Origin of the sequence: Haloglycomyces albus DSM 45210, from assembly GCF_000527155.1 — a bacterium.
GTDB lineage: Bacteria > Actinomycetota > Actinomycetes > Mycobacteriales > Micromonosporaceae > Haloglycomyces > Haloglycomyces albus.
The window spans coordinates 3,068,016-3,082,236 of record NZ_AZUQ01000001.1 but is presented as its reverse complement, the minus strand read 5'-3'; the positions used below and the strand labels follow the sequence as shown (position 1 = coordinate 3,082,236).

Genomic DNA, 14,221 nt, shown 5'->3' with positions numbered 1-14,221 from the left:
AGCTGAACGTTTGCCTATCGCTTATCTTATGTCGTCCGAGTAACGGACCGCCTGATCGTCCCTCGGACGACATAATGATTGTGATCCGATCAGGCTCAGTGGCGTGCCGATTCGACGCGCCGGCGGCTGATGGTCCCCAACACCTTGGAGCTGAGGCCCATGGGCAACAATCGACCCAGTGTCGACATGGCCTTGTACTGCAGGGCGGGCACCGAGACGGCTTTGCCGTGACGGTTATGGTGCAAACCGACCTTGACGACTCGATCGGCGTCCAACCACATGAACTCCGGAAGCTTACTCATATTCATTCCGGCGCGTTGGTGGAACTCCGTGCGGGTGAAACCCGGGCACAGGGCGGTGACGTTGACTCCGTGGGCGGCCACTTCCGACGCCACCGACTGGCTGAAGCTCACCACCCACGATTTCGACGCCGCATAGGTGCTGCCGGGGAAGAACGCCGCCACCGAGGCGGTATTGACGATACGACCGCCGCCGCGCTCCACCATGCCGGGCAGAACCGCCAAGGTCCCCCGTAGCACCGCTTCGGTGTGCAGGCGGTGCATCGCCACTTCATCCGCGGCGGGCACCTTCAAAAACGTGCCGCTCAAACCGAAACCCGCATTGTTCACCAGCATATCGATACGACGTGAGGCGGCGAACCGCTCCAGTCGGCCCATACCATCGTCAGTGGACAGATCCAGTGGCAACACTTCAGCGCCGTCGAACGACTCCGCCAATTCCTTCAAGCGCTCCTCATTGCGTGCCGAAAGGACCAAACGATATCCGTCGGCCGCCAACGCCCGACAAAACGCCGTACCGATACCCGCCGTCGCGCCCGTTACCAACGCAATCGGGCGATCATCACTAACATTAGACATTATTTGAGTATATACCACCGGTAATGACTCAATTCCTGAAGTGATACCCACCAGTAACAGAATCGGCGGTCCCCACATGCACTACTTCATCGGACTCCCAGTCCCCACAACCATATACAACGAACTCCCCACCCTCAACGCCAACACCACACTCTACGACCCCGACAGCTGGCACATCACCCTCGCCTACCTCGGAAACCTCACCAACGACCAACACCACACCACCACCGAAATCCTACGACACACCGCCCAACACCACCCCGCACCCACACTCACCTGCACCGGAGCATTCCACCTCAGCGGCCACCTCTGCACCGGACTCGACGGCGACATCACCACCCTCACCAACCTCGCCAACGAACTCCGCCACCAACTCAACAACCGAGGACTACACCACGACACCCGCCCATTCCTCCCACACCTCACCCTCGCCCACAACACCCACCCCAACGACACCACCCCACTACAACACTGGCAATCCACCAGCTGGACCGCCACAGCACTCGCCCTCTACCAAACACAACAACAACGCCGATACCAAATCACCGACTACCACTCACTCACTCCAACACCACCAAACCCACCCAACCAACCCACAAATCAGATTAAATAAACGTCACACCCACACGATAAAAACGACCCGAGCCCAACCAACCACCACGAAGGAGCACACCATGAACACCGCACAACACCGCGCCGACCAACACAACCACATCCGCGTCCAAGGCGCCCGCGAACACAACCTCAAAAACATCAACATCGCACTACCCAAACACCGACTCACCGTCTTCACCGGCGTATCAGGATCAGGAAAAAGCTCCCTCGTCTTCGACACCATCGCCGCCGAATCCCAACGACTCATCAACGAAACCTACAGCGCCTTCCTCCAAGGATTCATGCCCACACTCGCCCGACCCGACGTCGACGTCCTCGAAGGACTCACCACCGCCATCATCGTCGACCAAGAACCCATGGGAGCCAACACCATGTCCACCGTCGGAACCGCCACCGACGCCAACGCGATCCTACGCATCCTCTACAGCCGCATCGCCCAACCCCACATCGGACCACCCAACGCCTACTCCTTCAACGTCCCCACCATACGCGCCAGCGGAGCCATGACCGTCGAACGCGGAAACCGCAAAACAGAACACAAAACCTACACCGTCAACGGCGGAATGTGCCCACACTGCGAAGGCCGCGGCCACATCACCGACCTCGACCTCACCGAACTCTACGACGACACCAAAACTCTCAACGAAGGCGCCATCACCATCCCCAACTACAAACCCGACGGCTGGCTCGTCCGCACCATCACCCAATCCGGATACGTCGACGGAAACAAACCCATCCGCAACTACACCAAAAAAGAACTCAACGACTTCCTCTACCGCGAACCCACCAAAATCAAAATCGAAAACACCAACCTCACCTACGAAGGACTCATCCCCAGAGTCAAAAAATCATTCCTCAACAAAGACCCCGACGCCATGCAACCCCACATCCGCGCCTTCGTCGACCGCGCCGTCACCTACACCGAATGCCCCGGATGCCACGGAACCCGCCTCAACGAAACCGCCCGAACCTCCACCATCAACGGAAAAAACATCGCCGACGCCTGCGCCATGCAAATCAACGACCTCGCCGAATGGGCCACAACCCTCCACGAACCCACCGTCACACCCCTCATCAACACCCTCCAACACACCCTCAACTCCTTCGTCGAAATCGGACTCGGATACCTCTCCCTCGACCGACCCACCGGAAGCCTCTCCGGAGGAGAAGCCCAACGCACCAAAATGATCCGCCACCTCGGCTCCCCACTCACCGACATCACCTACATATTCGACGAACCCACCGCCGGACTCCACCCCCACGACATCCAACGCATGAACACCCTCCTCACCCGACTACGCGACAAAGGCAACACCGTCCTCGTCGTCGAACACGAACCCGAAACCATCACCATCGCCGACCACATCGTCGACCTCGGCCCCAAAGCCGGACCCGACGGCGGACACATCTGCTTCGAAGGCACCGTCCCACAACTCACCAACAGCAACACCCTCACCGGACAACACCTCAACGACCACATCACCCTCAACACCAACCCACGCACCCCCAACGGCACCATCGAAATCCGCAACGCCAACACCCACAACCTCAAAAACATCAACGTCGACATCCCCCTCGGCATCCTCACCGCCGTCACCGGAGTCGCCGGCTCCGGAAAAAGCTCCCTCATCCACGACTCCATGCCACACGACAACACCACCATCGCCATCGACCAAAGCACCATCCGCGGCTCCCGACGCAGCAACCCCGCCACCTACACCGGACTCCTCGAACCCATCCGAAAAGCCTTCGCCAAAGCCAACAACGTCAAACCAGCCCTATTCAGCGCCAACTCCAAAGGCGCCTGCCCCGCCTGCAACGGCGCCGGCCTCATCTACACCGACCTCGGCATGATGGCCAGCGTCACCACCACCTGCGAAGAATGCGACGGCAAACGCTACCAACCCGACGTCCTCAACTACCACCTCGGCAACAAAAACATCAGCGACATCCTCGCCATGCCCGTCACCGAAGCCCAACAATTCTTCCACCCCAACGGACCCGCCCCACTCAAACCCGCCCACACCATCCTCACCCACCTCAACGACGTCGGACTCGGCTACCTCCACCTCGGACAACCCCTCACCACCCTCTCCGGAGGCGAACGACAACGCCTCAAACTCGCCACCCACATGAAAGACAAAGCCGGAACCTACCTCCTCGACGAACCCACCACCGGACTCCACCCCACCGACGTCCAACAACTCCTCAACCTACTCGACCACCTCGTCGACAACGGAAAAACCGTCATCATCATCGAACACAACCAAGCCGTCATCGCACACGCCGACCACATCATCGACCTCGGCCCCGAAGCCGGCCACGACGGTGGACACATCGTCTTCCAAGGCACACCACAACAACTCATCGACAACCCCACCACACTCACCGGCAAACACCTCGCCGACAACAGCAACACCTAAACCACCCCGCGAGCGCCTTCCGGCACTATGCCGGGAATCGGTATCGGCGCTCGCGGGGTGGTTTAGGTGTGACGCGTGGTTGTGATCGTTAGGTGTGGGCCGCCTGTTCCGTTCGTCCTTTGACGACGGCGACGAATCCGATGACGGCGATGATCGCGGCACCGATAATGGCCATGCGCATTCCCGTTATCCCGTAGTCGCCTAGGCTCCACGCGATGGTGGCCAACGCGGGGGCCGTACCGATCGCACATTGTCGTGCCAAACTGATCGCACCTGATACGGCCGAGGCAAGGTTGGCGGGTACGGCTGAAATCGTCAGTGCCGTCTGGGCTCCCGCGAACAAGCCGATTCCCAACCCGAGGATCCCCATTCGCCAGGTCACGTCGAGAAGGGACCAGTCGGCGTTCAACCCCACCAGGCTGAGAGCGCCCAGGGCGATGCCGATCATTCCGGTGGCTGCGGTCTGACGTGCTCCCCAGTAGTCACTGAGCCAGCCGGAGGCGGGGCTTCCCACGATCATCCCCAGTGCCAATACGGTCAGCAGTATTCCGGTCTCACCGGCCGAGGCACCGAGTTCGCGTTGTGCGAAGAAGGGAATGAGTAGGCTGATGCCCAGCTGTACGGCCGTCTGGGCCCACAGTGCCGTCAGTGAGCCGCGAACGGTTGTGATGGCCAGCAGTCGTTTGATCTGTTCGCCCGCTGGAAGCCGCAGCCAGGTGATCAGAATGGGGACGGCGACGAGTAGCCCGGCGAGGTAGGCGAGATGTGTTTCCGACGCGAGTGTCAGGCTGACCATGACCACGCCGGCTGCAGCGGTCATCAGTAGCGCGTCTTTTATGGTCTCTCCGTTGGGGGTGTGGAGGCGTCCATCAGCGGGAAGAGTGGCGGCGATGGCGAGGGTGACTACGGCGACCGGCAGGTTGAGAAGGAAGATCGGCTGCCATCCGAAGAGGTCGGTCAATTGTCCACCGATGAAGGGGCCGAGGAGTCCTCCGAGGGGTCCGATGGTGAAGACGATTCCCATGGCGCGGCCGCGTTTTTCCGGCTGTACTGCGTCGCTGGCCCAGAGGGGCATGAGGACGAAGGTCAGGGCGGCGAAACAGCCCTGACCGACCCGAGCGGTGATGAGCAATTCGATGGTGGGGGACAAGGCCGCGAGAATTCCGATTCCGGCGAACCCGGTGATGGAATAGAGCAGTGCCGTTCGTTGTCCTATGGTCGAGAGCCACCGGCCGGCCGGATAGGCGAAGGCAATCGCCGGGAGGGTGTAGCCCAAGAGTGCCCATTGTGCCACTGCCGGTGTGGTGTCGAGCTGGGTGGTAATCGTCGGGATGGAGGCGCTGACGGTCAGTGCGTCCAATTGGATCATGAACAGCAGCAGGCCCGCGCCGATGACATGGATCCACCGGTTCTGTATTCGGGGAAGAACGTCGGGGTGTGTCACTGGTCTGGTTCCTTCCTTAAACTTCACAAGGTGTGTACCTTGTAAACTACACAACCTGAGAAGTTTTAGGCAAGCAAAATAAGGACATGAGTGATGACAAATACATCTGATCCGCAAAACTCCCGCGGGCGGCGGACTCGGGCCGCTCTGCTGAACGCCATTGCCGAAATCGTTGAAGCCGACGGATTCGACGCACTCACCATGGGGGAGGTGGCCAAACGAGCCGGAGTCAGCCGGCGGGCCGTCTATCTGCATTTTGCGAACCGGCCGGATCTCATTCCCGCGCTGCACGACCACGTTGTGGAAGAGCTGGGGTTGGTCGATTCCCTCGAACACGTATGGAACGCCGCGAACGGCCCGGAGGCCTTGCGGGAATGGGCTTATCATCTGGCACGGGTGCACACGAACGTGTTGGAAGTGGACCGAGCGGTGCGCTACTCGCAGCAATCCGACCCGGTCGTGCGGCAATACCGCCTGGATACCGCCGAACGGCAGCTGGACAACTGCCGTTTCATAATTGGAATGCTGGCCGACGAAGGTAATCTGTCGCCCGAATGGACGGTGGAGGATGCCGTTGACATGCTCTGGTCGTTGGTGTCGACCGACATGATGGACGCATTGATCAACGAACGCAACTGGGATAGCGACAAGTTCGGCGTCAAGTTGGCGTTCATGCTGGAACGGACCTTTCTCAACGGCTAGGGAGACGCCGATGGTCCGACGGCGATACGGCAACCGTCGGATCATGCTCGCTGGATTGACGGTGCGCAGCAGGACATGTCGCGGAGCGTCTTTCCCGTCGCCCAAGCCCCGTCGACGATGATTTCAGGACCCGAGGCGCGAGGAGTTCTCGGAGTGTAGCCATTCGGCATGTGGCCGGGTCGAAACCACTATTCTCTAGCCTGACTGGGTCTCTACGGTTCGCCACGGACGTTCCGTGACGCGACGGCTTGGCTTATAAATCATTGCTGTCCTTTGGGAAGCCAGGCAAGCCATTTCGTATCGACTTCCGCAGCCAAATCAATACCATGGTGATGGGCAAGCAACAGTATCTGGCAGAACACGTCGGCCACTTCAGCACGGAAATCCGCATGAATTTCCTCATTGTTCTTGCCTTTAAGTCGCGCCTGTCCTTTCATCTGCAGGTACACCTGCGTCAGCTCTCCTACTTCTTCCTGAAGTTTCAGAACGTGCCAATTGTCGTCGGGCTCGATGCCGAATTTGTCCACATATCCTTGGCATACTTGGTCGACCTTCTCGGTCAACTTCTCAATATCCATGTGTGCCCTTCAACTAAAACGAGCAAAAATCGATCATACGTTTTGGTTCGATAACACCGTATCCCCGTGCCTCTCCTCGATGGAGTCATGATTAGATAACGGCGTGAATAGACGCGTGGAAGAACTCGGATGGCAGTCGACACCTCTCGGTGAGATCACTCTACGGCGCCGCTACGACCCGATCGTTCAGACCGATGTATACGAAGTGAAACTCGACGACGATTTCCTCATGTCCAGCCTCTTTCCGGTTGCCGAAGAAGAACTGGCTCATCGCGCACTCGAACGTCTCCACGGCGATGCGCTATCCGTCCTAGTCGGTGGTCTCGGCTTGGGATACACGGCAAAGGCGGCCCTGAGCGACGATCGAGTCGCAGACCTAACGGTCATGGAATACTCCGATGTACTCATCGATTGGAACCGAGACAACCTCATTCCCGACACTGCAGGCCTGGCCGCAGACCCCCGCACCACGCTCAGATGCGCCGACTTCTTCGCCTCCGCCGCGGGAGAGATAGGTTTCGACCCCGATCACCCCGGCCGACAATACGACGCGATCCTATTGGACATCGACCACTCGCCACAACACGTACTCAACGAATCCCACCGCCCCTTCTACATGCCGTCAGGCCTCCAAGAACTAGAACGCTTCCTCGCACCAGACGGCATCTTCGCCATGTGGTCCGACGACCCACCCGAAGACGAATTCATGGCGGTACTCGACACAGCATTCAGCGACATCGAAGCCCACCGAGTCTGGTTCCACAACCCCTTCACGGGAGGACAATCCTCAAACACCGTTTATCTCGCACAACGATAACAAGCGAACCAAAATCCAATAAGGACTAAATACGGCTTTACACCAACCAGAAAACCAAACAAACTACACAAGACATGTCGTGATCCATAAGCGACGGCACGTGTTCAGAGTCATTTTCAGTGGTCATGGGAGTACGCAACGGGATAAAATTACCTAAAAGGCCTTAATTATTCCCAGCGCTACCCAACGATGCATCGCGCGCCCACGACCATCCCTGGAAGATTATTGAAACCTGTCACCACACAGCGCCGCTTTACGCTACCCAAACCATTTATCCCATTCATACGAACTGAACTACTGGCCGGACTACTCGTAGCCGTCGCACTCATCCCCGAAACCATCGCCTTCTCCATCATCGCCGGAGTCGACCCCAGCGTAGGACTATTCTCCCCCATCATCATGACCGTATCCATCGCCTTCCTCGGCGGACGACCGGCCATGATCTCAGCCGCCACCGGCGCCATGGCACTCGTCGTCGCACCCCTCGTCGCCTCCCACGGCGTCGGCCACATGATCGCCGCAACACTCCTAGCCGGAATCATCCAAATCATCCTCGCCCTGACCGGCATCGCCAAAGTCATGCGCTACATCCCACGCAGCGTATTCGTCGGCTTCATCAAAACGCCCTGGCAATCCTCATCTTCCTCGCCCAAATCCCACACCTCAAAGGCGAACCCTGGCCAGTCTGGGCCATCGCCGCCGGCGCCCTCGCCATTATCGGACTATTCCCACTGATCACCAAAGCCATCCCAGCCCCACTGGTCGCCATCATCGCCCTCACCGCAATGACAGCCGTATTCACCATCGCAGTCCCCACCGTCTCATCAATGGGCGAACTACCCAGCGGACTACCCTGGCTGACACTGCCCGGCATACCACTCAACCTCGAAACACTCCAAACCATCGCCCCCTACGCACTAGGGCTGGCCCTCGTCGGACTCCTAGAATCCCTCATGACCGCGAAAGTCGTCGACGACGCCACCGACACCCACTCCTCCAAAACCCGCGAATCACTCGGACAAGGAATCGGCAACACACTCGTCGGCGCCTTCGGCGGCATGGCCTCCTGCGCCATGGTCGGCCAAACAATGGTCAACGTGAAATCCGGCGCCAAAACACGCCTATCAACATTCGCAGCCGGAGGATTCCTACTACTACTCGTCGTCGCACTCCGCGACGTCGTAGGCATGATCCCCATGGCCGTCCTCGTCGCCTTCGTAACCTTCGACTGGCACTCCATCAGCCTCAAAACACTCAAAAAAATGCCCACCAGCGAAACAATCACCATGATCGCGACAGTGGCCGCCACCGTCGCCACACACAACCTCGCCATCGGAGTAGGCGTAGGCGTCATGGTCGCCATGATCGTCTTCGCCCGAAAAGCCTCCAACCTCGTCGAAGTCACCAGCGTCACCGACCCCGACGGCCGAACCGAAGTCTACGCCGTCACCGGACAACTATTCTTCGCCTCCTCCAACCAACTAGTCGAAGCATTCGACTACCACGACCAAGCCAACGCGATCGTCATCGACCTCACCGACGCACACATCTGGGACTCCTCCGCCGTCGCCGCCCTCGACGCAGTCCAAGAAAAATTCCACAAAGCCGACAAGAAAGTCGAAATCATCGGATTCAACAAAGCCTCCAAAGACATCCACGAAACCCTCTCAGGAGAACTCACCACAGCACACTAACGCCATCGGAGAGGGCCGGAAAACCACATCCACAACCCTCATCAAACGCGCCCCACCGACCCTCTCCGATAAACCGAATCAACCGCCGAAAGACACAGATACAACCACAGCGCCGCCGACGGGGCCTGAAAGAAGACTCGTTGGGTCGAATAAGGCGCGCTCGCCATAATGGTGGAGAATTTCTCGTGCGAGTTCCGTCAACCGGTGACGGGCCTCCGGGGGCGAGATCACCTCGACGCTCGTGGCAAATCCCAGGATCTGTCTGACGTCATCGAGTTCTCGATACCGAAGATCTGCTTCGACCCACTGATCGTCGCCATTGGCGTGCACCGACAACCGATTGCCGAGGATTCGTCGCGACCGAGCGAGGTCTGCCTCACCATACTGCGCGGTACACAAGCCATTGACACAAGATTCGCCGAATGGAAGGCAAGAGACGTCACCGTTGTGCTGGAACCCGAAGACGCCCCTTTCGGACGTACCTTCATTACGACCGACCCCGACGGAAACCTGATCCGGGTGACACCCGTGGATTAGCTCCCACATTCGATGTTGTCCTGGGTAACTAGTTCGCCAGGACAACATCACTAAAGCGTTATTGACTCGGATTCCACGCGACTCCACTGATATCAATCCCGACGTGGGCGCTGAAGCATCGGACAACATTGACCTCCTCCCCACGGATAAATCCGGGGGATTCCAACCCGAAGGTTGGCATGGTCCCCTCGCGGGGCCACTGGTTCCTGATTCGTCGACCTCCCGGTGGCGCGGTCTCCACAGGCTGACACCGCAAGCCCTGCGGCGTAGGCGGTTGCTTGGCTATCGCAGTTGCCCGGATACCGTTTACTGATATTGCGCGGGCGGCTTGCTTCGGACTCAAGTATTCAACCGCGCACCGTTGTGAACGGCTAACCCCACGGACAAATCCGGAGGTCTGCGCCGCTGGAATCTCCGATCAGGAAAACGATGTCGTTCGGGCAGACGCTCGCCCGGTTTTCACCTGCTTTGAACTGCATTAACGCCCTGAGGCCGCCGTAGACGGCCCGGAAAGCGGCCGGCCGTACTCAACCCCAGGTACAAACGATCCTGTCTGCCGGAAATTTGGCGCGAGACTCTTTTATCGAGCACGTCTGGAGACCTTGGCTTCGAGATGTGGGTCGGCCGAACGAGGGCTGCGAAAGCATCGCGACCAGAAGTATCCGTCAATACGGCGGGAGCTAGGTGTCTCCGTAATCTGAATGTAGCAACGGCATCGTGAGGGCCGATTTATTGGATTATTTTTAATTTCGGGAAAAAGAAAATAAAAAAGCTAAAAAAGATACTCACGACTGTCCACAATGTAACTTACGAGAAGTGTAGTTCCCGCAAGTAATCCTGAAAAACGCCTGCCCCAAGAGGTGGGCGATTCAGGGGTGGTCGACGGACCCTGAATGCAAAATAGCGGAAACGGGCCGATGAGCCATCTCATCGAACTAATAGAGCCGCTGGAACATCCCGAGCAGCGTGTGGACTGACTGCGTCCGCTACTTGCCGTTCAGGTAGATCGCATGGTCGCGCATGGTAGTGATGAACCGTCGAGTGGCCCTGGTCTGGAGAAGTCGAGTCAGCGGCGCGACGGCGTTACTCCACCAGGCTCCCGGCCGGGAAAATGACCGGAGAGTAAACGTCGCCGTGTAGTCGTCGACGCGCGCCAAGATGAACGCGGCCTCGCCTTGTTCGGGATGCCCAGGCAACGAGCCGTACGCGAAAGCGGCCTTATTGTTGGTATTTTCCGACCACACCACACCACACGGCACGGGACAGGAAGCCGGTGAAAGTACAAAGTGACGTCCGTTCCGACTGTTGCGTGGTCACTGCTCCTGGGCCGAAGTCCGCACGCCTCATGAAGACCCCACGAGAAAAGAAAGTCCGCGAGCGCGTCAAACGGTCCTGTGAGCGTGACGGTCTGGTCGATATGGCGGTATCCGACGGGGAGCTCCGGGGTTCGAGTTGCACCGACCTCGGGGTATGTGACGGCCATGGTGTCAGGATACCGCTGTTGTTTCTGGGGGCGGACTGCAGTCTCCACCGGTAGCTTGTCGCAGCCTCTCGCAGGCGGACGGAAGTATAAGTGTCTGAGGTTCGGAGCGGCGATCTTGTTTCGGCATGATGGATATTGCCGTGAAGAGTCTGGAGAAGGGAAAGCATGGCAACGGCAGTGCACGTTCCGATTAAGTCCGGACGGCGATGGTTACATAACGACAGCGCAGAACCGGCGTTACCGGCCACGGTAATGCTGCCTACCTCCGGGGTCGATATCGGGATGACTGTTTCGGTAGTGCTCGACGATATCGCGTTCTGCCTGGGACTGCGTTGACCATGTGGTTCTGTACCGGCATTCACCACACGAGTTGCGATAGTTGTTGTTTCCTCCAGACGCCTTGACGGCGATCCAAATGATGATGATGGCGACGACGATGACGCATAGCAGTTCCATGGGTACCACCTCCAAATTCATTGTACTTATATTTCGCTATTTATTGGAGTGGTGAAGGACCGTGGCGCGACCCGTGGGTTCCGTGAGTGCCGATCGGCACTCACTGTTTCCCTGATGCGATTGTCGATTCAGGCGTGTGTGACTTCAATGGCGGGCGCAGGATCTCCCCTGTTCCCGCAGCTACTGAACAGTAATGGTATGTCCACCCGTCAATTGGTAGGGTGTGCGAGAAGGAGGTCCCGGCGGGTGCCGAGACGTGTTCGACGCGTCGAGCCCCCTGAACCTCCCTACCGCATTACACCCGCCGATCTCTGTTCAAAGGAGAACCAGATGCTGAATCTCGCCATGATGCTGGAAGATACCGCCAGGCGCCTACCTGACCGCGATGCGGTCGTCCTCGGGGACAAACGGCTTTCCTACGCAGCGGTCAATGCCGCCGCAAACCAAGTCGCGCAGCTATTGTCGTCGCGTGGTATCGGTCCGGGAGACCGGGTCGCGTTGTCCTGCCCGAACCTGCCATACTTCCCCATCGTCTATTACGGCATTCTCAAGGCCGGTGCGATTGTCGTTCCGCTCAACGTGCTCTTCAAGTCTCGCGAAGTCGCCTACCATCTCGCCGATTCGGGAGCCAAGGCGTATTTTTGTTTTGAGGGCACGGCTGAAATGCCGATCGGACAGGAGGGCTACGAAGGGTTTGCCGAGTCCGACGAGTGCGAACACTTTTTTATGATTACCGCCGATCCCACGGCATCCACTCCGATCGAAGGCGTGACAACGTTTGCGGAGGCGACGAAGGACCTGCCAACGACATTCGAAGGACCCGTTGTCGACGCAAACGATACTGCCGTGGTGCTTTACACCAGTGGTACAACCGGCCGGCCTAAAGGCGCGGAATTGACCCACGCGAACATGACAATGAACGCCGTGACGTGTCATAAGCTTTTCGGCACCGTCGACCACGATGTACATCTGGTGGCGTTGCCGCTGTTCCATTCCTTCGGTCAAACCGTGCAACTGAACGCCGGGTTCGGTTCGGGCGCTACCCTGGTACTTCTCCCCCGGTTCGATGCCGATCAGGCACTCGGTCTCATGGAGAGCGAACAAGTCTCCTTCTTCGCCGGTGTTCCTACGATGTATTGGGGACTTCTGTCGGCCGACAAATCAAAGCGTGACGTATCGGCGATTGCGCAGAATCTACGACGAGCGATTTCGGGAGGTGCCGCACTACCCGTGGAGATCCTGCGGCAGGTCGAGGAAGAATTCGGAGTTCAGATCCGGGAGGGCTACGGCCTGTCGGAAACCAGTCCCGTCGCCTCATTCAACCACCCGGGTAAAAAGGTCAAGCCCGGTACCATCGGACAGCCGATCTGGGGCGTCGAGATGAAACTGGTCGACGAGAACTGGAACGATGTCCCCGAAGGTGAAACCGGCGAGATTGCGATACGCGGACACAACATCATGAAGGGCTACCTCGGCAGGCCTGAAGCGACAGCTGAATCGATTCGCGACGGGTGGTTCCGTACCGGCGACATCGGTCGGCGCGACGAGGAAGGTTACTATTCAATAGTCGACCGGGCCAAGGACATGATCGTACGTGGTGGGTTCAATGTGTACCCCCGCGAACTGGAGGAGGTCATGATGACCCACCCGGCCGTCAGTCTGGTGGCCGTCATCGGCATTCCACACCAGAGGCATGGAGAGGAAATCAAAGCCGTCGTAGTTCGCGAGCAGGAGACTGAGATTTCCGAGAACGACCTCGTTGCATGGTGCAAGGAGAACATGGCAGGTTACAAGTATCCTCGCATGGTCGAATTCCGCGACCAACTACCTATGACCAGCACAGGGAAGGTTCTAAAGCGGGAGTTGCGTTAAGGCGAAATCCCGTGACGTTTATTGTGTCGCGCCGAACAATGAACGTCACGGGATGCAAATTGGTACGAACAATTGCCTCATTCTCACTGGATTTCGATCCACCGTATCAAAATTCAGCCTGACATCGATTGCGTATTCTCATAGCCGCAAACGAACTAGCGGCATCCTCGCCTCGGGTAACTCCTAATTGGAGGCCACGATTCCGAGCGCTCCCCCGCGCTAATATGAGCGTGCAACATAGAATTCGAGCTCCTCGAAGGTTGTGGCCGTGGGGTCAGCGAGATTGCGCCCCTCATTGCGGTTTCACCAGTGCAGTTTGCTTCTGAGCAGAAGCCTGCCAACCTTCGTCGACTACTGGCATGGAAGGTAGGTCGACCGGATGTCCTCATCACGCCCACCCTGGTGGATACGATTCCGCTACGAAGATGCGATGAAATGGACCGAGCCAGACGTTCCTAAGTGGGTTGAACTGGCCGACACCGGATACCGTGCCGCCCCTGAGATTGATACCCGGGTTCTGTTCGACCGACCTCGACCTGGTGATTCTGTCACTCCACCTTCCGGTGTCGTGGTTCGTGCCGAACCAGGTGGCTGGATGGAACCACACGACGGACAGTCCACATCCTACGTGGCACGGACTTTGACCGCCAAAGGCGGAGATTGGGACCCGGTCGCTAGGAAAGTAATCCCTAGAGGGCACGTTTGGTTGAAATCGGACAACG

The 14,221-nt window shown here is 58.3% G+C and carries 10 protein-coding genes and 4 pseudogenes; 7 read left to right on the top strand and 7 right to left on the bottom strand.

Annotated features, from left to right (window positions below; all coding sequences use genetic code 11):
* Positions 1-95: 95 nt before the first annotated feature.
* A complete protein-coding gene (locus HALAL_RS0114245; protein ID WP_025274641.1) occupies positions 96-878 on the bottom strand; it encodes an SDR family NAD(P)-dependent oxidoreductase in 783 nt (260 codons plus the stop codon).
* Positions 879-954: 76 nt separating this feature from the next.
* On the opposite strand from HALAL_RS0114245, the gene thpR reads away from it, so the two are divergent.
* Together thpR and HALAL_RS0114235 are read left to right on the top strand one after the other, a co-directional pair.
* A complete protein-coding gene (gene thpR / locus HALAL_RS0114240) occupies positions 955-1,491 on the top strand; it encodes an RNA 2',3'-cyclic phosphodiesterase (protein ID WP_025274640.1) in 537 nt (178 codons plus the stop codon).
* Positions 1,492-1,552: 61 nt separating this feature from the next.
* Complete coding sequence (locus tag HALAL_RS0114235) at positions 1,553-3,916, top strand: ATP-binding cassette domain-containing protein (protein WP_025274639.1); 2,364 nt, start codon at positions 1,553-1,555, stop codon at positions 3,914-3,916.
* Positions 3,917-4,004: 88 nt separating this feature from the next.
* Here the strand turns inward: HALAL_RS0114235 and HALAL_RS18275 are convergent, their stop codons facing one another.
* On the bottom strand, positions 4,005-5,360 hold the full coding sequence (locus HALAL_RS18275) for an MFS transporter (RefSeq protein WP_025274638.1): 1,356 nt from the start codon (positions 5,358-5,360) through the stop codon (positions 4,005-4,007).
* A gap of 93 nt (positions 5,361-5,453) precedes the next feature.
* On the opposite strand from HALAL_RS18275, the gene HALAL_RS18725 reads away from it, so the two are divergent.
* Positions 5,454-6,062, top strand: a complete 609-nt coding sequence (locus HALAL_RS18725; RefSeq protein ID WP_025274637.1) for a TetR/AcrR family transcriptional regulator — start codon at positions 5,454-5,456, stop codon at positions 6,060-6,062.
* A 260-nt stretch (positions 6,063-6,322) separates the two neighbouring features.
* Here the strand turns inward: HALAL_RS18725 and HALAL_RS0114220 are convergent, their stop codons facing one another.
* Positions 6,323-6,640, bottom strand: a complete 318-nt coding sequence (locus HALAL_RS0114220) for a nucleoside triphosphate pyrophosphohydrolase family protein (RefSeq protein ID WP_025274636.1) — start codon at positions 6,638-6,640, stop codon at positions 6,323-6,325.
* A 103-nt stretch (positions 6,641-6,743) separates the two neighbouring features.
* On the opposite strand from HALAL_RS0114220, the gene HALAL_RS0114215 reads away from it, so the two are divergent.
* Both HALAL_RS0114215 and HALAL_RS19365 read left to right on the top strand, forming a co-directional pair.
* Positions 6,744-7,457, top strand: coding sequence for a polyamine aminopropyltransferase (locus tag HALAL_RS0114215; protein ID WP_025274635.1), 714 nt, complete (start codon positions 6,744-6,746; stop codon positions 7,455-7,457).
* Positions 7,458-7,646: 189 nt separating this feature from the next.
* Positions 7,647-9,151: pseudogene (locus tag HALAL_RS19365) on the top strand (SulP family inorganic anion transporter).
* Positions 9,152-9,229: 78 nt separating this feature from the next.
* Here the strand turns inward: HALAL_RS19365 and HALAL_RS19520 are convergent.
* Positions 9,230-9,421, bottom strand: a pseudogene (locus HALAL_RS19520) (WCX domain-containing protein); the annotation flags it as partial.
* On the opposite strand from HALAL_RS19520, the gene HALAL_RS17820 reads away from it, so the two are divergent.
* On the top strand, positions 9,356-9,688 hold the full coding sequence (locus tag HALAL_RS17820; RefSeq protein ID WP_425402651.1) for a VOC family protein: 333 nt from the start codon (positions 9,356-9,358) through the stop codon (positions 9,686-9,688). The pseudogene HALAL_RS19520 and the gene HALAL_RS17820 sit on opposite strands and share 66 nt — an antisense overlap.
* 986 nt (positions 9,689-10,674) lie before the next feature.
* On the opposite strand, the pseudogene HALAL_RS19360 reads toward HALAL_RS17820, so the two are convergent.
* The 3 genes and pseudogenes from HALAL_RS19360 to HALAL_RS17015 all read right to left on the bottom strand — a co-directional run.
* Positions 10,675-10,968: pseudogene (locus HALAL_RS19360) on the bottom strand (DUF1990 family protein); the annotation flags it as partial.
* Between the two features lie 29 nt (positions 10,969-10,997).
* A pseudogene (locus tag HALAL_RS19515) lies at positions 10,998-11,171 on the bottom strand (DUF1990 family protein); the annotation flags it as partial.
* A 237-nt stretch (positions 11,172-11,408) separates the two neighbouring features.
* Positions 11,409-11,627, bottom strand: a complete 219-nt coding sequence (locus HALAL_RS17015) for a hypothetical protein (RefSeq protein WP_169732381.1) — start codon at positions 11,625-11,627, stop codon at positions 11,409-11,411.
* 330 nt (positions 11,628-11,957) lie between these two features.
* On the opposite strand from HALAL_RS17015, the gene HALAL_RS0114190 reads away from it, so the two are divergent.
* Positions 11,958-13,499: a long-chain-fatty-acid--CoA ligase gene (locus HALAL_RS0114190; protein ID WP_025274631.1), complete on the top strand. Its 1,542-nt coding sequence runs from the start codon at positions 11,958-11,960 to the stop codon at positions 13,497-13,499.
* Positions 13,500-14,221: the final 722 nt, after the last annotated feature.